This is a genomic window from Gordonia sp. NPDC062954, from assembly GCF_044543825.1.
GTDB classification, from domain to species: domain Bacteria; phylum Actinomycetota; class Actinomycetes; order Mycobacteriales; family Mycobacteriaceae; genus Gordonia; species Gordonia tangerina.
This window is the reverse complement of the sequence record NZ_JBITWL010000004.1, coordinates 240,178-259,692: the sequence shown is the minus strand read 5'-3', so window position 1 is coordinate 259,692 and position 19,515 is coordinate 240,178. Positions and strand designations below refer to the sequence as shown.

The 19,515-nt window shown below is 69.1% G+C and carries 18 protein-coding genes; all 18 read left to right on the top strand.

The window, feature by feature from the left end; translation table 11 throughout:
- Positions 1-5: 5 nt before the first annotated feature.
- The 18 genes from ACIGKQ_RS06625 to ACIGKQ_RS06540 all read left to right on the top strand — a co-directional run bounded on the left by ACIGKQ_RS06625 (position 6) and on the right by ACIGKQ_RS06540 (position 19,315).
- Positions 6-800: an alpha/beta fold hydrolase gene (locus ACIGKQ_RS06625; RefSeq protein WP_287015128.1), complete on the top strand. Its 795-nt coding sequence runs from the start codon at positions 6-8 to the stop codon at positions 798-800.
- A gap of 190 nt (positions 801-990) precedes the next feature.
- Positions 991-1,335 carry an NADH-quinone oxidoreductase subunit A gene (locus tag ACIGKQ_RS06620; protein WP_235723042.1) on the top strand — a complete coding sequence of 115 codons (345 nt, stop codon included), beginning with the start codon at positions 991-993 and terminating at the stop codon, positions 1,333-1,335.
- Complete coding sequence (locus tag ACIGKQ_RS06615; protein ID WP_396572832.1) at positions 1,326-2,492, top strand: hypothetical protein; 1,167 nt, start codon at positions 1,326-1,328, stop codon at positions 2,490-2,492. The genes ACIGKQ_RS06620 and ACIGKQ_RS06615 overlap by 10 nt, the downstream gene beginning before the upstream one ends.
- Positions 2,485-3,420, top strand: coding sequence for a complex I subunit 1 family protein (locus ACIGKQ_RS06610; protein WP_396572831.1), 936 nt, complete (start codon positions 2,485-2,487; stop codon positions 3,418-3,420). The genes ACIGKQ_RS06615 and ACIGKQ_RS06610 overlap by 8 nt, the downstream gene beginning before the upstream one ends.
- A 2-nt stretch (positions 3,421-3,422) precedes the next feature.
- On the top strand, positions 3,423-3,986 hold the full coding sequence (locus ACIGKQ_RS06605) for an NADH-quinone oxidoreductase subunit J (RefSeq protein WP_396572829.1): 564 nt from the start codon (positions 3,423-3,425) through the stop codon (positions 3,984-3,986).
- Positions 3,983-4,285 (top strand): NADH-quinone oxidoreductase subunit K, encoded by a 303-nt coding sequence (locus tag ACIGKQ_RS06600; protein WP_266060692.1) that lies wholly within the window; start codon positions 3,983-3,985, stop codon positions 4,283-4,285. Before ACIGKQ_RS06605 ends, ACIGKQ_RS06600 begins: the two co-directional genes overlap by 4 nt.
- A gap of 7 nt (positions 4,286-4,292) precedes the next feature.
- The gene (locus ACIGKQ_RS06595) at positions 4,293-6,140 is read left to right on the top strand and encodes a proton-conducting transporter membrane subunit (protein ID WP_396572827.1); all 1,848 of its coding nucleotides are present in this window, start codon (positions 4,293-4,295) and stop codon (positions 6,138-6,140) included.
- A 2-nt stretch (positions 6,141-6,142) separates the two neighbouring features.
- Positions 6,143-7,648: a NuoM family protein gene (locus ACIGKQ_RS06590; RefSeq protein ID WP_396572825.1), complete on the top strand. Its 1,506-nt coding sequence runs from the start codon at positions 6,143-6,145 to the stop codon at positions 7,646-7,648.
- Positions 7,649-7,663: 15 nt separating this feature from the next.
- Positions 7,664-9,058 carry an NADH-quinone oxidoreductase subunit N gene (locus tag ACIGKQ_RS06585; RefSeq protein WP_396572877.1) on the top strand — a complete coding sequence of 465 codons (1,395 nt, stop codon included), beginning with the start codon at positions 7,664-7,666 and terminating at the stop codon, positions 9,056-9,058.
- An 89-nt stretch (positions 9,059-9,147) separates the two neighbouring features.
- Positions 9,148-10,776: an L-aspartate oxidase gene (gene nadB / locus ACIGKQ_RS06580; protein WP_396572823.1), complete on the top strand. Its 1,629-nt coding sequence runs from the start codon at positions 9,148-9,150 to the stop codon at positions 10,774-10,776.
- Between the two features lie 76 nt (positions 10,777-10,852).
- Positions 10,853-11,734, top strand: a complete 882-nt coding sequence (locus ACIGKQ_RS06575) for an alpha/beta fold hydrolase (RefSeq protein WP_396572821.1) — start codon at positions 10,853-10,855, stop codon at positions 11,732-11,734.
- A gap of 214 nt (positions 11,735-11,948) precedes the next feature.
- Positions 11,949-12,932: a hypothetical protein gene (locus ACIGKQ_RS06570; RefSeq protein ID WP_396572819.1), complete on the top strand. Its 984-nt coding sequence runs from the start codon at positions 11,949-11,951 to the stop codon at positions 12,930-12,932.
- A 121-nt stretch (positions 12,933-13,053) separates the two neighbouring features.
- Positions 13,054-13,347, top strand: coding sequence for a metal-sensitive transcriptional regulator (locus ACIGKQ_RS06565; RefSeq protein WP_235722894.1), 294 nt, complete (start codon positions 13,054-13,056; stop codon positions 13,345-13,347).
- 111 nt (positions 13,348-13,458) lie between these two features.
- Positions 13,459-13,662, top strand: coding sequence for a heavy-metal-associated domain-containing protein (locus tag ACIGKQ_RS06560; protein ID WP_235722893.1), 204 nt, complete (start codon positions 13,459-13,461; stop codon positions 13,660-13,662).
- Positions 13,659-13,823: a hypothetical protein gene (locus ACIGKQ_RS06555; protein WP_266060703.1), complete on the top strand. Its 165-nt coding sequence runs from the start codon at positions 13,659-13,661 to the stop codon at positions 13,821-13,823. Before ACIGKQ_RS06560 ends, ACIGKQ_RS06555 begins: the two co-directional genes overlap by 4 nt.
- A gap of 6 nt (positions 13,824-13,829) precedes the next feature.
- Positions 13,830-16,088: a cation-translocating P-type ATPase gene (locus ACIGKQ_RS06550; protein WP_266060704.1), complete on the top strand. Its 2,259-nt coding sequence runs from the start codon at positions 13,830-13,832 to the stop codon at positions 16,086-16,088.
- A 145-nt stretch (positions 16,089-16,233) separates the two neighbouring features.
- Positions 16,234-17,709 carry an FAD-binding protein gene (locus ACIGKQ_RS06545; RefSeq protein WP_235722890.1) on the top strand — a complete coding sequence of 492 codons (1,476 nt, stop codon included), beginning with the start codon at positions 16,234-16,236 and terminating at the stop codon, positions 17,707-17,709.
- A 52-nt stretch (positions 17,710-17,761) separates the two neighbouring features.
- Positions 17,762-19,315 carry a molybdopterin-dependent oxidoreductase gene (locus ACIGKQ_RS06540; protein ID WP_396572816.1) on the top strand — a complete coding sequence of 518 codons (1,554 nt, stop codon included), beginning with the start codon at positions 17,762-17,764 and terminating at the stop codon, positions 19,313-19,315.
- Positions 19,316-19,515: the final 200 nt, after the last annotated feature.

The following is a 19,515-nucleotide window of genomic DNA, read 5'->3' as shown; positions in this document are numbered from 1 at the left end:
CCGCGGTGACCCCGCCGTTCCGCTTCGCCGACATCCGCGGTGCCCGACTCGCCTGGAACCAGACGGGTCGTGGACCGGCGGCGGTGTGGGCGCATGGAATGAGCTCATGCTCCTACGGCCCGGAGTCGTCGGGTCAATTCGATTGGCGTGCAGTGAGTTCAACGCATCGGCTGATTCGGTATGACGCTCGGGGGCACGGTCGCTCGAGTGGTGGGCGGACCGCGGACGAGTACACCTGGCCGGAACTCGCAGCCGATCTCCTCGCGCTGCTCGACATCGCCGCGCCCGGCGAACGTGTGCACGCCATCGGCGCCTCCATGGGAACTGCGACGATCCTCTGCGCGGCCCTCGCTGCGCCCGAACGATTCGACCGGCTCGTCCTCACGACGGCGCCGACGATCTGGGATTCCCGGCGTGCCTTGACGCCCCTGCGTGTGTCGGATGCCGATGCGATCGAACGTCGCGGGTTGGCTGCGTATTTGCGAGCGGCCCCGAATGTTCCCGCGTCTCCCGCGCTGGCCGAAACCGAGCGCTACGTCGGTCGGGTTGCGGTGCGCTCGTCGATCTATCCTTGGGTACTGCGCGGTTCGGCCATCACCGACCTTCCACCGGCCGATGAGTTCGGTGCACTCACCCAGCCAACGCTCATCCTGGCCTGGACGGGAGACCCGGCGCACCCGGTCAGTAGCGGCGAACTGCTCGCCGAAGCGCTACCGAATGCCGAACTGCGCGTGGCGTCGACGCCGGACGCTCTGCGTTCCTGGTCCGATGCGGTCGCAGGGTTCCTCGTTACGACTTGACTGGCTCGACGCCAGGGTATCGCCAGCCGTTCTGGCGGCCAGAGCGATTGCGGCATCAGCGACTGTTGACTAATACCCCATAGGGGTATAGACAGAGTGGGCGGTGTTTGAGGCGGACCTCATCGGGCAACTCGCCTGGAACGCGGTGACGGCAGTGATCGTGCGGTACGGCGACCGGAGGAGGTGCGTCATCTACGCCGGGGTGGGAGCGATGCTCACGGTGGCCCTCGGGGTCATAGTTGCGGTTCTCGCGCTGCACCGCCTCACCGCGGTGGCGCGCTCATCGCTGACGGTAATGCCCTTCCAGTCGGGTTGGGCGCCTGCCGAGCACGCCCTCTCGCGCTATCACGCACGCTGGTATCCGGTGACGCTGCTGTTCTTGGCCTTCGACGTTGAGATGTTGTTCATGTACCCATGGGCAGTGGTTGTCGCCGATCTCGGGATGTCGGCGGTCATCGAGATGTTTGTCTTCCTCGCGGCACTGTTCGTGGTCGTCGCCTGGGCGTGGCGAGAAGGCGTGCTGCGATGGGCCTGAAGTCGCTGCTGGCCCGGCTGGCCGTACGCCGCGTCCACGTGCTCGTCGTGGCGGCTCCCGGGAATCGTCTCCTCGAGGTCGTGGTCGACGAGAATGTGCGGGAGCGTGGATGGGTGGTTGCGGAGTCGCCGGCCGACGCCGACGTCCTCGCCGTCGTGCGAACGTCCGGTCCACGGCTCACCGAGGCGATCGAGCAAGTCTGGCAACAGCTTCCGGGCCCGAGGGTGCGCATCCAGGTGGGCGAACGCAGCCAGGTGGATCCCGCCTTCGACCAGGCGGTTGTCGAGCTGTCCGACATCGATCGGCAGCGCGACGATGCGCGCCATCGACACGACAAGGGCGACGACGGTTCCGCGCGCCACTCCGACGACGCCGATGAGCATGCCCGGATGGACCACGGCGGAATGGGCCACGGTCAGATGGACCACGGCGGCATGGACCACGGCGGCATGGACCACGGGTCGATGGCACCGGCCGGGATTCCACTCGCTGAGGGTGCCGACGATCGCGACGGCCTCGAGATGGACGTCCTGCATCTGCCGCTGGGGCCGATAATGACTCACTGGCCGGCCGGGCTCGTCGTCCAATGCACGCTGCAGGGTGACGTGGTGGTCGATGCGCAGGTGGATGTGCTCGACGCAGAAGCGCTCGTTGCGTCCGGGGCCGACTCAACTGTCGAAGCGGTGAACCACTGTTCGGTTGTCGTCGATGTGTTGGCTCTAGCCGGCGCGGAAAACGTTGCAGCGCAGGCGCGTGCGGTGCGCGCACTGCTCGTCGACGATGAGCTGGAGCGGGCGCGGGCAGAACTTGGGCCGCTGTATCGGCGGATTCGGCGGTCGTCGCCCCTGCGGTGGTCGCTGCGTGGTCTCGGTGTGCTGGATCATGATCGGGCTGAGGAACTCGGTGTCGACGAGTGCCTTCCGGCACTGACCGGCGACGTGTACGACCGGATGCTGGCGCGGCTCAGTGCGATTGGGGGAGCCGATGGTGAGGAGGGGGGACCCTTCGTGACGCCCCTGCACTGGCGCTGCGGGGAGTTACTGATACCGGAACTGATCGTCGGGCTCGATCTCGCGGCCACGCGGCTGGTCATCGCCAGTCTGGGTATCGATGTCGCGCAGATGGTCATTCCCGCGCCGGGAGAACAGCATGGATGAGTCGACCATCGCCACCGTGCCCGCGATCTGGGCGCCGGCCGCCGCGGCGATCCTCGGGGTGTTCGCGCTGTACGCCGCCGGGGTCGATAGAGTGCTCGCGGCTCCGCGCGGCGCTCATCTGAGCGCGGCGGCCAGTCCTGTGTACGAGACCGCCCGGCTGCTTCGGCAACGACGCCGAGTACCCGTGAAGGCTGACGAATTGCTCTGGCGTGCAGGTGCATACGGGATGCTCGTCGCCGCTCTGTTGATGATCACCGTCGTACCACTCGGCTCGTGGACCTTGTTCGACCTCGACGTCGGCATCGTGTGGTTCAACGCAATGGACGTGATGATCTGGGCGTTGGTGTGGCTCACTGGCTGGGGTGCCAACTCGGCGTACGGACTGGTGGGCGGGTACCGTTTCCTCGCACACGGTCTGGGCTACGAACTGCCACTGATGTTCGCGCTGGTTGCTCCCGCGATCGCCGCAGAGAGCCTCCGCGTCACCGATGTCGTGGCGGCACAACAGGGACTTTGGTATGTCGTGTGGATGCCGGTGGCGTTTTTGGTCTACTGCCTTACCGTGACGGCGTTCTCGGTGTGGGGTCCGTTCGCCGCGGCCGCCGGCCGCGACCTCGCCGGCGGAGTGACCGCCGAACTGTCCGGGGTGGACCGTCTGCTCTTCCAGGGTGGGCGCTTGGCGCTGCTCGCGGCGGGCGCCGCTTTCGCCGTCCCCATGTTCCTCGGTGGTGGTGCCGGACCACTGTTGCCCGACTGGCTGTGGGTGCTGGTGAAGACGACGATCGTGCTCACCGCACTGGTGTGGCTGCGCCACCGACTGCCGATCCTGCGCCCGGACAAGTTCATGGAGATCGGCTGGGTGATCGCGCTCCCGCTGGTTCTGATCCAAGACCTAGTGGTTGCCGTCATCGCGGCCGGGAAGGGCTGAACATGCTGACAGAGATCATCTTCTGGGTGTGCGCGGTCATCACGGTGGCCGCCGGGGCCGCGGTGTTCTGGGTGGACTCGATGGCGCGGGCCACCTACGCGCTGGCCATCTCGTTCGTCGCCGTCGGAGTGGCATTGCTGTTGTTGCAGCAGAACTACGTCGGCGTGGTGACCATCCTGATGATGGTCATGGAGATGGCGGTAATGGCTGTCTACATGGTGATGTTCATGGGGATGAACCCGGCACTCATGCCCATGAGCATGGTGCACGACAAACGGTGGGCGCTCGCGGCGTCGATCGGGACCTTCATGTTGCTCGCCGCGGGAATCCTGATGGCCGACTGGCCGAGCCGGCGCGGTACGCCGTCGGTCGATGTCACTCGCGCCCTCGGCGAGGAACTCATGGGACCGAAGATGCTCGCGATGATCGTCATCAGCCCGGTGATGGTCGCGACCATGGTCGCCGGCATCGTGCTCGCGGTGCAGCGCACTCGCTACGACCGATTCGGCGACGACCTGAAGACCCGACCGGGCCGCGATCCGCAGCCGGGAGGAGTGGGCCGATGACCCTGCAGACCGTGCTCCTCGTGGCCGCCGCGCTGTTCTGCGTCGGCCTGTACGGCGCACTGTCCCAACAGGTGGTGGTGATGGTGATGATGGGCCTCGAACTCATGATCAACGGCGTCATTTTGGCCGCCGGGGCGATGTGGTGGTTCCTCGCCCCGGACCCGTCGGGGCAGGTGTTGCTACTTGTCATCATCGCCGCGATGACCGTGGAGATGGCCATGGGATTCGCGGTGGCCACCCTCCTGCACCGACAGCGACGAGCCGACATGACCGACATGGCCGACGAACTCGCCGAGTGAGCCGCCGATGAACACCCTTGTCGCGACCGCGATGTGGTCGCTGTTCCTGGTGCCCACGGTGGCCGGCGGCATCCTCGCGCTGGCCCCGCGTGCCGATCGTTTCGCCGCCGCCACCGGGATGTCCGTCACCGCAGTGGTGTCGGCGCTGGCGGTGGTGGTGGCAATCGAACGTCCCACCGTGTCAGTCCCGTTCATCGCCGGCGCCGACTTCGCGCTGACGGTCGATGACCTGTCCGCCTTGGTGATCCCGGTGGTCGCCATCGTCGCGCTGCTGGTCGTCATCTTCGCTGCCGCCGACATCACCACAACTCCGGCCCGATTTCACGGGCTCATGCTGCTGTTCGTCGCGTCGGTGATGGTCACCGCGAGTGCTGCGACGGTGCCCACCTTGCTGCTCGCGTGGGAACTGATGGGCGCGATGTCGTATGCGCTGATCGGCTTTCATTGGCAGCGCCCCGACGCGATGTCGGCCGGATCGGTCGCGTTCGTCACCACGCGGACCGCCGACCTCGGGCTGTACCTCGCTGCCGGAGCGGCGCTCGCCGGGGGCGCGGGCATGGCGCTGGCAGACCTGCCCGCGGCGAGCGACGGATGGCGGCACGTGATCGCAGCCGGGGTTCTGGTGGCCGCGCTCGGCAAGGCGGCCCAACTGCCGTTCTCGTTCTGGCTGTCCCGGGCGATGGAAGGCCCCAGCCCGGTCAGCGCGCTGCTGCATTCGGCGGCCATGGTGGCGATGGGTGGGTACCTGCTGCTGCGGACCGCGCCGCTGCTCGACGTGACCGGCTGGGCCGGGCCCACCGCCGCATGGATCGGCATGGCGACCGCGGTGCTCCTCGGTGTGGTCGCGGTGGCGCAGCGAGATCTCAAGCAGCTGCTGGCGGCGTCCACCTCCGCGCAGTTGGGTTTCGTGGTCGCGGCCGGTGGTCTCGGCGCGGTCGCGGGCGGCTCCGCGCAGCTCGTCGCGCACGCGTTCACCAAGGCCGCATTGTTTCTCGCCGCTGGTGCGTGGCTGACCACGCTCGGTACCAAGGATCTCGGCAGGCTCGGCGGCGTGGCGCTTCGGTGGCGCGTGCTCGGCGCCGCCGCCGTCGTCGCGGCACTCGCACTGGCGGGCGTCGCGCCACTGTCGTTGTGGGCCACCAAGGACACCGTTCTCGCCGCGGCACTCGACCACTCGCCGTGGCTCTACGGGGTCGGCCTCCTGGCGTCGGTGCTGTCGGCCGTCTACGCGGCGAAAATCGTTGCGGTGGTGGCCCGACCGGGTATCCGGCGCGTGTCGGCCTCGTTCGAGGTGTCACCGCCCCGCGGTGCGGTGGCCCCGGTGTTCGTACTCGCGATCGGAGCGGCCGTCGCCGGTGTGCTCGCGCTGCCGCCGGCGGGTACCGCCCTGGCCGACGCGCTCGACGACGGGTCGGTCGCCACGTCCACGGCGATCGAGCTGGCCGTGTCGGCGGTACTCGCCGCCATCGTCGTCGCTCTGGTGTGGTGGCGTGGGGTGTCCGAAACGTTGTGGTCCCGTGAACTTCCCTGGGCTGCAGACTGGTTGGTCCTGGAACGCGGTGTTCGTGCGGTTGTCGTCAGGCCGGCGCTGCGGCTGGCGACTGCTCTTGCCCGCGCCGACAAACGGCTCGACGCCGCTGTCGAATCCACCGCGGCCGCCACCACCCGGTTCGCCCGCCGCACCGCCCGCATCGACTCCGACGGCGTCGACGGCGCGGTGGAGGGGGCTGCCAGACTCGCGGGGCGGCTCGGCGTGCTCGCCCGCCGCCCCCAGACCGGCCAACTCCACCAGTACTACTTGCAGATCGTGATCGTCCTGGTCCTTGCCGTCGTCGTACTCGTGTTCGTGAGGTGATCGTGCCCAGCCAGATAGTCCTCAGTCTGATCGTCTTCGTGCCGTTGGCGGCCGCGGCGGTTCTGCTGGTTCCCGGATGGACGGGCCAAGCGATCCGATGGCTGTGGGTCGCGGTCACCACCGTCGACCTCGCGCTGGTCGGGTGGGCCTGGTGGATCTACGATCGCCCGGCCGGAGGCGAGCTGGCCCTCGACGCGCAGGTTCCCTGGATTCCCGGAGTGGACAGCAGCTATCACGTCGGCGTCGACGGCCTGTCGCTGCCGGTGATCGCGATGACGGCGGTGATCTTCCTGGCCTGCGCGATCTATGCGCTGCGCGACACCGACGACCGGCCGCGCGCGCAGGTGGCGCTGTTCCTGTTCCTGCAGAGCGTCAGTCTGGGCTTGTTCGTCGCCGCCGACCTCATCCTGTTCTTCGTCTTCTTCGATCTGTCGATCGTCGCAATGTATTTCGTCATCGCCGGTTGGGGGCACGGCGATGCCCGACGGTCTGCGCTCAAGTTCTTCCTGTACACCTTCGTCGGGTCGCTGGTCCTGCTACTCGGGTTCATCGGGCTCTACGTGGTCGCCGACCCGCACACCTTCGACATGGTGGAACTCGCGGCGCAGCCGCCGTCGGCCGACGGGACGCTCACCGGTGGCCTCATCCTGGCCGCGATTCTGCTGGGGCTGGCCATCAAGACGCCCGCCGTGCCGTTCCACACCTGGCTGCCGCCCGCTCACACCGACGCCCCGGCCATCGGTTCGGCGGTGTTGGCCGCGGTGCTGCTGAAGATGGGTACCTACGGTTTCGTGCGGGTGGCGATGCCGATGCTGCCGAGCTCCTGGCAGGACTGGGCGCCCGTCGTCATCGTGGTCGGCGTGGTGTCGGTGATCTACGGCGCGCTCGTCGCGCTCGCACAAACCGACCTCAAACGCATGATCGCCTACACCTCGGTCAACCACATGGGCTACGTGCTGGTGGCCGTCGGCGCCGCGGGTGTGGTCGCGGCCGACACCGCCGATGCCCGCTCGGTGGCGGTGACCGGCGCGGTCACCCAGATGGTCAGCCACGGCCTGATCACCGGCGCGCTGTTCCTGCTCGCCGGGGTGTTCTTCGCCCGCGCCGACAGTTACGACCTCGACGGCTACGGTGGGCTGGCGTCGTCGGCGCCGAGGTTGGCGACCCTGTTCTCGCTGGGTGCCTTCGCCTCGCTCGGCCTGCCCGCCTTCTCCGGTTTCATCGCCGAGTTCCAGATCTTCACCGGCAGCATCGCCGCGGTTCCGGTGACCGCCGTCGCCCTGGTGGGCATCCTGCTCGTTGCGGGGCTGTTCCTGTGGGCGTTGCAACGCATCTTCACCGGGCCGGTCGCAGGCCGGTCGCCGGGATTCGCGGACCTGCGCGTCACCGAAACCGCGGCAGTCGGGGTGCTGATCGCACTGTCGATCGTCATCGGGGTGATGCCACGTCCGCTGCTCGACGTCATCGAACCGGCCGCCACCACCCTCGTCGACCTGGTCGGGCGGTAGTCGGTGGACGACATGATGCGCCCGATGGTCATGCTGCCGGAGATCTTGATCTTCGCCGGCGGTCTGGCGGTGCTGATCTGCGGCTCCTTCGTGCCGCGGGCCCGTCAATGGTGGACACGCCTCCTCGCGGCGGTCGTGCTGGTGGGCGCCGTGATCGCAGCCGCGGTCGCGTCGGCCGGCGCCACGACCACGGCGTTCGATGGTGCCGTCGTAGTCGACACCGCCACCGGGGTGGTACGCATCGCGGCCGGCGTCGGGGCCCTCGCCGTGCTCGCCATCGCCGGCGGTGAGATCGCCGGATCGGACCGGGAGAGCGAGACCTACGCGCTGATCCTGTTCGCGACGACCGGCACCCTCGTCGTCGCCGGGGCGCAGGATCTGCTGGTCCTCGCGCCCGGTTTCCTGCTCGCCGGTATCCCGCTGTACGGGCTGATCGGTCTGCGCCGCGATGGGGCGAGCGCGGAGGCGGCGATGAAGACCTACCTGCTCGGTGCCTTGTTCGGGATCGTGATGCTCGCCGGCATCACCCTGCTGTACGGCGTCACCGCGGTGACCGATTACCCGGAACTGGCCCGCCGCCTGCCCGACGCGCCTGCAGCCGTGGTCGCCGCGGGTCTGCTCGGGGTCAGCGCGGCGCTGCTGTTCAAGGCCGGCGGCGTGCCCGCCCACTTCTGGGTCCCCGACGCCGCGCAGGGATCGCATGCCCTCGTTGCCACCTTCGTGACGACGGTGCCCAAGGTGGGTGCACTGGTCGCCCTCTACCGACTGGCCCAGATCGTGCCCGACACCGTGGCGTGGGCTGCAGCGCTCGCCGTGTTGGCGGTCGCCGGCATGGTCCTGGCCACGCTGGCCGCATACTGGCAGGACGACCCGCGACGACTGCTCGGCTGGTCGACGGTCGCGCAGGTGGGGTTCCTGCTGGTGCCGGTCGTGGTGATCGGCGACAGCGAGTTCGCGCTCCCCGCGCTGCTGTTCTATCTCGTCGGCTACACCGTCACCAACGTCGGTGCGTTCGCGGTGTCGGCGGCGCGACCCGACCTGCGGACGCTGGGCGAATACCGTGGTCTCGCGGCGACCTCACCCATGCTTGCGGGCAGCCTGGTGGTGGCCTTGCTCGGTCTCGTCGGCACCCCGCCGACCGCGGTGTTCGTCGGCAAACTGACCGTCGCCACCGCTGCCTGGGACGGCGGATGGGTGTGGCTCGCGGTCGCGCTGGTGATCGCCACCGTGCTGAGTCTGTTCTTCTATCTGCGCTGGTTGGCGCCGGTCTTCGGGCGCACTGTGCCCGGTCGCTCCGACGATGTGCCCCGGGCCGAACCATGGGCGGCCGCGACGGCGGTCGTCGCGGCGGCCGCATCGCTGCTGCTCGGTGTGGCGGCCGGGCCGGTGTGGAATCTGCTCGCGGGCTGAGGGCACCGGACCATGAGCCATGTTCTCATCGCATCGACAGGCGTACAGTTTTCGACTGGGGATCGAAAACGTGGCCGAAGAGGTGCGACATGCAGACGACCGAACGCGACGAGATGCGCGCCGACCTCGTGGTGGTCGGGGCCGGGGTGGCCGGGCTGACGGCCGCGCTGACCGCGGCGGAGGCGGGGTTGCGGGTCGTCGTCCTCACCAAGGGCGCGGCCCGGCCGGCCGGCCAGGCCGAGCAGTCGACGGCGACGTTCTATGCCCAGGGCGGCATCGCCGTGGTGAACCCGGAGGCGACCGACGATTCCGTGGACCTGCACCTGGCCGACACAATCGCCGCCGGTGCCGGCCTCACCGACCCGGTCACGTCGCGGCCGATCCTCACCGACGGTCCCGGCGCGGTCTCCGGGCTGATCGGTTGGGGTGCCGAGTTCGACCGTTCCGCCGACGGTGAGCTGGCGCGCACCCGCGAAGGTGGGCACTCGGTGCGTCGCATCATCCACTCCGGCGGAGACGCCACCGGTGCCGCGGTGCAGTCCACGCTGAGTCATCGGCTGCGCGCCGCTGCGTCGAGCTCGCCCATCGTCTGTCTGGATCACTCGATCGCCACCGACATCCTGCGCGCCGGTGGCCAGGTATCCGGCGTGGCGTTCCGCACGCGCGACCGCGACCGGGTCGTCCACGCGCCGACCGTGCTGCTTGCCACCGGCGGCAGCGGCCACCTGTACGCGGCGACCACCAACCCGGCCGGCGCCACCGCCGACGGCATCGCGCTGGCGCTGCGGGCCGGGGCGGTGGTCGCGGACATGGAGTTCATCCAGTTCCACCCGACGATGCTCTACGTCGACGGCGCACGCGGGCGGCGCACGCTGATCAGCGAGGCGGTGCGGGGTGAGGGGGGACGACTCGTCGACGCCGACGGACGATCGGTCACCGACGGCGTGCACCCGCGCGGCGATCTGGCGCCCCGCGATGTCGTCGCCAACGCCATCGAGACCCGGATGGCCGCGACCGGTGCGCCGTCGGTGTACCTGGACATCCGTGGCGTGTCCGACTTCGATCGGCGGTTCCCGACCGTGACCGCCGGCGTCGTCGGCGCCGGGCTCGATTTGTCCAGCGGCCGGATCCCGGTGGTGCCCGGCGCGCACTACCTGTGTGGGGGAGTGCTGACCGATGTCGACGGCCGCACCGCGGTCCCGGGACTGCTGGCCGCCGGTGAGGTGGCCCGGACCGGACTGCACGGCGCCAACCGGCTCGCCTCCAACAGTCTTCTCGAAGGACTCGTGCTGGGGCGGCGCGCCGCCGCCGTGGCCGTCGCCCGCCGGGATCGACCGGTCGTGGAGGTCGACCCGACTCCGTGTACTGCCCTCGCTGCGACGATGCCGCGGCGTGAACTCCAGGATCGGATGACACGGTCGGTGGCATTGCGCCGCGACGCTGCCGGTCTGGCCGCGGTCGCCGCCGACCTCGCCGGCGCGACAGCCCGGCCGGTGCGCACCGTCGCCGATGTCGAGGATGCGGCGTTGACCCTGGCCGCGCGGGTGGTGGTCGCGGCGGCGACTGCGCGCACCGAGTCGCGGGGATGTCACACCCGCACCGACCACCCGCACACCGATCCCGTTGGCCGGACCCGATGCTTCGGCCTCATCGACGGTGAGATCAGCGACTGCGCGGCCGGCGACGCGATCAGCGACGTCGCGACACTGGTGTCCTGACGACGCCCGCCGGGGCGGCGCCAGGGAGCACCGTTGCGCTCCGCCGCGCCACGTCGGGGGCGTAACGTCGGCGAGCATGACCGCGCCCGACCGGCTCGACGTGGATCTCGGCCACCTCCGTCTGCACGCGCTCACCTGGGGAGACCCGTCGGCCCCGTTGGCGATCTGCCTGCACGGCTTCCCCGACTCGGCCTGGACGTGGCGACATCTCGGGCCGGCACTCGCCGAGGTCGGCTACCGCGTGGTGGCCCCGTTCACTCGCGGCTACTCGCCGTCGGAGGTCCCGGCCGACGGCGACTACCACGTCGCCGCACTGGCCTACGATGCACTCGAACTGCACCGAGCGCTCGACGGTGATGACCGCGCGGTGCTGATCGGGCATGACTGGGGTGCGATGACGGTGCATGCGATCGCCGCGCGCGCCGACCACCCGTTCCGCCGACTGATCGCGCTGGCGGTGCCGCCGATCGCGGCGATTCGGGAACGCTCCGTCGGCGCACGGCTCCGGCTGCTGCCCGGCCAACTCGCCAAGAGCTGGTACATCGGGTTCAACCAGATCCCGGTGCTGCCCGAGCGGGTGCTGGGGCGGATGATCCCGATGCTGTGGCGGCGATGGGGCCCGGCCCCCGACGCGGCGGACGTCTACAATGCGTTGGCCGCCCTGCCGTCGACCGCACATCGCACGGCGGCTCTCGGCTATTACCGCGCGCCGCTGCGCGCCCGGGTCGCGCCGCGATACGCCGACGATTCCACGGCATGGCTGCGGCTGCCCATCAGCCCGATGATGTACCTGCACGGCGCGGCCGACGGATGCATGCACAGCGGTTTCGTCAAGGGATTGGCGGAGGTACTGCCCGCGGGAAGTGTCGTGACGCAGATCCACGGCGCCGGACATTTCCTTCAGCTCGACGCCCCGGATGTCGTCGGACAGCACGTGCTGGAGTACCTCGAAGGCTGAGCGTGACGCAAGAGTTGTCGGGTTTCGGCCGACACCCGGGCCGCGACCCTGGCGGGGACGGGTGGATCCTTCGTACACTTGCCGCCGGGGAGGGCACCGATCGGTCATCAGACGCAGTCGGGGGCGTCGTATGGCGGGTGCTGCGCAATCAGGCGCGCCCCGAGTCAGAAATGATCGACCACTGCATGTGCGTGATGCCCGAAGGAGTGACCGGATGAACGGCGAAGGCTGCTGGTCGACGGTCGTGTGCACACCGCAGGAACGCAACGCGTTGGGACTGACCGGTCGGTCGGAGTGGCTGCTGCATTGCCGGCTGGCCGCGGGTCATCGCGGGAACCATGCCACCGATGCCAGCTCGCATCCACGGGTCGACCGTCGACTGTGGTTGGAGTGGAACGACTTCGATGACCACGCCCAGTCCCTGATCGAGCGCAATCCGTGCACGGCTCGCTCGCCGCAGGGCACCGGATGCCTGTTCTACGAGGGCCACGGCGGGGGGCACTTCTTCGCGCCGTCGAACGGCCACGCCCCCACGGCCGTGTCGACGCCGCACGCCGGGCCGCCGGCGGGCCCGGCTCCGCAGCGGCCCGCGCCCCCATCGCCTGCGTCTGCACCCCCGGCACCCCCGCGGATGGCCGGCCCGCAGCAGCCCGCACCCCCGTCGGCTGCGCGCCAACCCGCGCCACGACCAGCAACGGGACCGGTACCTCAGCGGGCGCTCGACGATGCGGAGGCGCAGCGCCTTCGGCCCGGTCGGCCATCGCCCGAACCATCCGGCCCGATGCGTTCAGCCGCACCGCGCCCGCCCACCCCGATCCCGGCAGATCCGACCAGCCGACGTGAGACCACCGCCCAACCGGTCCGAGCACATGCCGGACACCAGGGTTACCGGCTCGGTCGCCGGTCCACCGACGCCGAACCACCCGCGGACATGACGCGGCAGGCGTCGAGCCGCCACCGCCTGCCCGACCCCGACGACGAGGCGCCCGCTTCGGCGCCGGTCGCTCCCGCGCCACCGGCCCGCCCGCCGCAGGCGTCCATGCCGAATCAAACGCTCGGCACGTCGGGGACCGGAAGTGCCCACGAAGCCGACGGCCACGGTGCCGAGATCGCCGCGGCGTTGCGCGACGTCGCCGCAGCGCTGGAGAAACTCGCGGCCGCGATGCGTCCCACGGAGGGTCCGGCAGTCCGCAAGTAGGGCCGTTGTGAATTCTGTCGAGTGAGCTACTCGACAAAACTGCTGTTCAGTGTGGGTTTCGGTCATGGCCTGCGATGTGTACCCTAGGGGGGTACCGGTATCTGAGGGCAGGATGGAAGACATGGACACCGCATCGCACGGCTACATCAGCAGCAAAGACGACTACCTCAAACGGCTTCGGCGGATCGAGGGGCAGGCGCGTGGATTGCAGCGCATGGTCGACGACGAGGCCTACTGCATCGACATCCTCACGCAGGTCTCTGCGATGACCAAGGCGCTACAGGCCGTCGGACTGGGTCTGCTCGAGGAGCACATGAACCACTGCGTGATGCACGCCGCTCAGGAAAGCGACGCCGCCGGCCACGAAAAGATCGACGAGGCCATGGCGGCGATCACCCGGCTCGTCAAGTCCTGACACGGCCAATCCTGCCCCTCGGCGAACCGGCCGTCGGTGTATCCGGCCTGCTCGGCATGCACCACCACCGCACATACGTCGATTCGACGTCCAATGAAGGAGGAACGAACCATGACCACCGCCACCTACACCGTGACCGGCATGACCTGCGAGCACTGTGTGGCGTCGGTACGCGAGGAGATCGAGGAGATCTCCGGCGTCCACAGCGTCGACGTCACCCTCGACACCGGCGCCGTCGAGGTCACCAGTGACCGCGAACTCGACACCGCCGAGGTCGGCGCCGCGGTCGCCGAAGCCGGCTACCAACTGGCATGACCACCCCCGCCTATCGGATCGCCGCCTTCGTCGCCGCCCTGGCTGCCGTCTTCGGCATCGCCTTCGGTGTCGGCCGCGTGGTGGATCCGTGGGCCGGGGATGCCTCCCCGCCCGCGTCCGGCACTCATGAATCCGGGACCCATCAACAGCATTCGGAGTGATTTGAGATGACCATTGGCCTCGAGCAGGTCGACTTCGACATCGACGGCATGACCTGTGCGTCGTGCGCCAACCGGATCGAGCGCAAGCTCAACAAGCTCGACGGTGTGCGCGCGTCGGTGAACTATGCGACCGAGCAGGCGCATGTCGAGTATCCGGGCACACTGGATTCCGCCGAGCTGATCACCGTGGTGCGAGACGCCGGGTATGACGCGTCGCCAGTCGGCGGACCGGGCGACGACGAGCACGATTCATCGGACGAGCGCGGTGACGCCGAACTCGACGACCTGCGGCAGCGGCTCGTCGTCTCCGCGGTGCTCAGCGTTCCGGTGATCGCCCTGGCGATGGTGCCCGCCTGGCAGTTCACCTACTGGCAGTGGCTGTCGTTGACGCTGGCGGCGCCCGTCATCGTCTGGGGCGCCTACCCGTTTCACCGCGCCGCGTGGATAAACCTGCGCCACGGAGCCACCACGATGGACACCCTGGTCTCGATGGGAACGCTCGCCGCGTTCGCCTGGTCGCTTTACGCGCTGTTCTTCGGCACCGCCGGAGAACCCGGGATGCACCACGGCTTCGACCTGATCGCGTCTCGCGGCGACGGTGCCGCCAACATCTATCTCGAGGCCGCGGCAGGTGTCACCACGTTTTTGCTCGCCGGCCGCTACTTCGAGAAGCGCGCCAAGCGTCGTGCCGGTGATGCACTCCGTGCGCTGCTGGATCTCGGCGCCAAGGATGTCGCGGTCCTCGTGGACGGGAACGAACGCCGCATCCCGGTGGCCGAGCTCGCCGTCGACGATGTGTTCGTGGTGCGTCCCGGCGAGAAGGTCGCCACTGACGGGATCGTCCTAGACGGGGTCTCGGCCGTCGACGCGTCGATGATCACCGGCGAATCCGTGCCGGTGGAGGTCACCGCCGGTGACGAGGTCATCGGTGCAACCGTCAACGCCGCCGGGCGACTGGTCGTCCGCGCCACCCGGGTGGGTTCGGACACCTCACTCGCACAGATGGCGAAGATGGTGGCCGACGCGCAGGCCGGTAAGGCCGACGCGCAACGCCTCGCCGACCGGATCTCTGCCTACTTCGTGCCTGCAGTGATCACCATCGCTGTCGCGACGCTCGGCTTCTGGCTCGGAAGTGCAAGCATCGCAAGTGATTCCGGAGGTATCTCGGTAGCCTTCACCGCCGCGGTGGCGGTGCTGATCATCGCGTGCCCGTGCGCCCTCGGGTTGGCCACACCCACCGCACTGATGGTCGGCACCGGGCGGGGTGCCCAGCTCGGGGTACTGCTCAAGGGACCCGAGGTCCTGGAGTCCACCAAGCGGGTGGACACGATCGTGCTCGACAAGACCGGCACCGTGACCACAGGAGAGATGTCCCTGCAGTCGATGGTCGTCGTCGCCGACGGGCCGGGTGAGGAGCGGGCATTGCGCTCGGCGGCCGCGGTCGAGTCGGGATCGGAGCATCCCATCGGGCGTGCGATCGTGGCGGCCGCCGGACGTCGGTATGCGGGTCCGACGCCGCAGGTGACCGATTTCCGGGCGATCGAGGGGTCCGGCGTCGGGGGAGCCGTCGACGGGCTCCGCGTCGTCGTCGAGAAGCCGAGCAGCGACGTGGCGCTCCCGGAGTCCCTGTCGGCAGCCGTCGCCGAGGCGCAGTCGAGTGGCGCCACCGCGGTGATCGTGTCCTTCGACGACCGGCCGGTCGCCGTGCTCGTGGTGGGCGATCAGGTGAAGGACACCTCGGCTGCGGCGATCACCGAACTGCGCCGGATGGGCCTGACCCCCATCCTGCTCACCGGCGACAACACCGGTGCCGCCGAACACGTGGCGCGGTCGGTCGGTATCGAGCGGGTCGTCGCCGAGGTCACGCCGGCCCAGAAGCTGGCGACCATCGAGGAGTTGCAGGCACAGGGCCACTCGGTGGCGATGGCGGGCGACGGGATCAACGACGCCGCGGCGCTGGCCCAGGCCGATCTCGGGATCGCGATGGGTACCGGTACCGACGTGGCGATCCAGGCCGGTGACCTGACCGTGGTCAGCGGCGACCTGTGGGCGGTGGTCGACGCCATCCGCCTGGCCCGTCGCACCCTGGCCACCATCAAGGGCAACCTGTTCTGGGCGTTCGCCTACAACGTCGCGGCGATTCCGATCGCTGCTGCCGGACTGCTCAACCCCATGCTCGCCGGCGCGGCGATGGCGTTGTCGTCGGCGTTCGTCGTGGCCAACAGCCTGCGGTTGCGGCGGTTCCGGGCGCATTCGCGCTCGTGAGGGGTCTGGCGCAAGCGCGCACTCGTCACGCATCCGCGCACGTCGCGACGTGCGCGGATGCATGGCGCGTGCGCGGTTGGCATTTCGCTGACCCTCATCGCACCTGAACTAGAACATGTTCTAGTCCATCGTCTACCCTGTGGGCATGGCAGGAACTGAGGTCCCCGACACCATCGCGCTGGACTCCGTCGAGTCGTTCTCCGACGAGGTCGACGTGCTGGTCATCGGGTGCGGGGTGGCCGGCGGCAGCGCGGCGGTGGAAGCGGCGGCCGCGGGCGCGAAGGTACTGGTATTGGAACGCGCGGCCGCTGCGGGCGGCACCAGTTGCATGGCCGGCGGACACTTCTATCTCGGCGGCGGTACCGCGGTGCAGGAGGCGACCGGGCACGCGGACTCCGCCGAAGAGATGGAGAAATACATCACCGCGGTGTCCCGGGACCCGGAGCCGGACAAGATCCACGCCTACTGCGTCGACAGCGTCGAGCACTTCACCTGGCTCGAGTCGCTGGGGTTCAGTTTCGAGCGCAGTTTCTATCCGGAGAAGGCGGTGATCCAGCCGCAGACCCAGGGGCTGATGTTCACCGGCAACGAGAAGGTGTGGCCGTTCAAGGACATGGCCGTCCCCGCGCCGCGCGGCCACAAGGTGCCGGTGCCCGGCGACACCGGTGGTGCGTCGATGGTGGTCGATCTCCTGGTCAAGCGTCTCACCGAACTCGGTGCGGAGATCCGATACGAGACCGGCGCCCGGCAGCTCGTCGTCGACGACGCGGGTGGCGTGGTCGGGGCGTCCTGGCGCACTCCTGAGGCTCACGGCGTCATCCGCGCGGCTTCGGTGATCATCGCGGCCGGTGGTTTCGTGATGAACGAGGAGATGGTCGCGCGGTACGTGCCGCATGTCGCCGAGAAGCCGTTCACCCTCGGCAGTACCTACGACGACGGGTTGGGCATCCGCCTCGGCGAATCCGTGGGCGCCGCGCTGCGGCACATGGACCAGGCGTTCGTGACCGCCCCGATCTACCCACCGAGCATTTTGCTCACCGGCATCGTGGTGAACAAGGACGGTGATCGCTTCGTCGCCGAGGACTCCTACCACTCGCGAACCGCGGGTTTCGTGATGGACCAACCGGATTCGGCCGCCTTCCTCATCGTCGACGAGGCGCATATGGAGCGTCCGGAGGTTCCGTTGATCAACCTGATCGACGGGTGGGAAACCGTCGAGGAGATGGAGTCGGCACTCGGAATCCCGGAGGGGCGCCTGCAGAAGACCCTCGCCGACTACAACGCAAACGCCGCTCGCGGAGAAGATCCCGATTTCCACAAGTCCGCGGAGTTCCTGGCCCCGCAGGACCACGGCCCCTGGGGGGCCTTCGACCTGAGTCTCGGCAAGGCGATGTACTCCTGTTTCACCATGGGAGGCATGGCCACCTCACTCGACGCCGAGGTGCTCCACAACGACGGCACACCCATCGCCGGGCTTTATGCGGCCGGCGCGTGTGCCGCCAACATCGCCCAGGACGGAAAGGGCTACGCGAGCGGAACGCAACTCGGCGAGGGCTCGTATTTCGGGCGTCGCGCGGGTCGGCATGCGGCACAGCGCTCGTCAGTTGTGACCGAAGGGTGACGGTGCACGCCGGGCGCCCCGCCGCAGCGGGGTGGTGGGGTATCAAGGGGATGTGACCTCCCGCGTCGGTACCCGTAGTCATCTGTTCGCCGCGGCCGCGGCAGGACTGGTGGCCGTCGGCGCCGGACTCGCGGTCGGTGAGATCGTCGCCGCGTGGATCGACACCGGGTCGTCACCCTTCTTCGCCGTCGGCGCAGCCGTCGTCGACCATGCGCCGACCTTCGGTCGTGAGTTCGCCATCGGTACCTTCGGCACCGCCGACAAACCCGCTCTCTACATCGGCATGGGAGTGCTGATCGCCCTGATCGCGGCTGCGTGCGGCATCGCCGAGCATCGTCGGCCGCCGATCGGCGCGGTCGTCGTCGCGGTGTTCGGCGTGGTGGGTGTGCTGGCGGCGTGGGATCGGCCCGACTCGCGGTGGACGTTCGTGCTGCCTTCGCTTCTCGGTGCAGCGGTGGCGGTGCTGGTGTTGCGCCTGCTGGTCTCGATGCTGCCCGAGGAGCAGGCAGGCCCCGACGATGATCCGGCCCCGGCCGGGCGCCGCGTGGACCGCCGATTCGTGCTGACCGCCGGCGGTATCGCGGCGGTGGCGGTGGTGGTCGGCACCGTCGGACGACGCATGCTCGCCGACACCGCCCGCACCGTGGCCGACCGCACCAAGCTCATCCTGCCGTCGCCACGCACGCCGGCACCGCCGATCCCCCCGGGCGCCGACCTGGATCTGCCCGGCGCCACCCCGTTCGTCACCGCCAACGCCGACTTCTACCGGATCGACACCGCGTTGCAGGTCCCCAACCTGACCACCGAGGGATGGTCACTGCGTATTCACGGCATGGTCGACAACGAGATCCGCATCGGCTGGGATGAGCTCGTCGCGATGCCGATGACCGAACGCGTCGTGACGTTGATCTGCGTGTCCAACGAGGTCGGGGGCGACCTCATCGACAACGCGCGCTGGCTGGGTGTGCCGATGGCGACGTTGCTCGATCGGGCGGGTGTGCGGCCGGGCGCCGACATGCTGCTGTCGACCAGCGCCGACGGGTGGACCTGCGGCACCCCGGTGTCCGCGGTGACCGACGGCCGCGACGCGCTGCTGGTGATCGGCATGAACGGGGAGCCGTTGCCGGTCGAGCATGGCTACCCGGTGCGGCAGGTGGTGCCGGGCCTGTACGGCTATGTGTCGGCCACCAAGTGGGTCACCGACTGGGAACTCACCACCTTCGCCGACGCCAAGGCGTACTGGACCACCCGCGGATGGTCGGCACTCGGGCCCATCAAGCTGTCCTCGCGCATCGATCGCCCCACGGATTCACGGATCGAGGCGGGCGAGGTCATCATCGCCGGAACCGCCTGGGCGCAGCACACCGGGATCGCTGCGGTCGAAGTGCGCGTCGACGACGGAGGGTGGCAGCGCGCCGAGCTGGCCACCGAATACTCCATCGACACCTGGCGGCAGTGGCGCTTCGCGTGGGATGCGACCCCGGGTGAGCACACCGTGGAATGCCGCGCTATCGACAAGGATGGCAACCAACAGGTCGAGGCCTACGCGTCGCCGATTCCGGACGGGGCCACCGGCCTGGATGCGCGTCGGTTCTCGGTGTCCTGAGCCGGAGTGTCCGTGCGGATCACCGCAGGGGACTCTCGGATGGATTATCCGGCCCACGGCTCCGTGTGGTGATGTCGGCGGACATTCTTCCGCGAACTTCCGCCGCGGACTCCGGTCCTACCGGTGCGGCGAAACTCGACCTGCAACCACGGCCACTGCCAGGCATCCCGGACAGCTGAATAGACAACTGTCCAGAATTG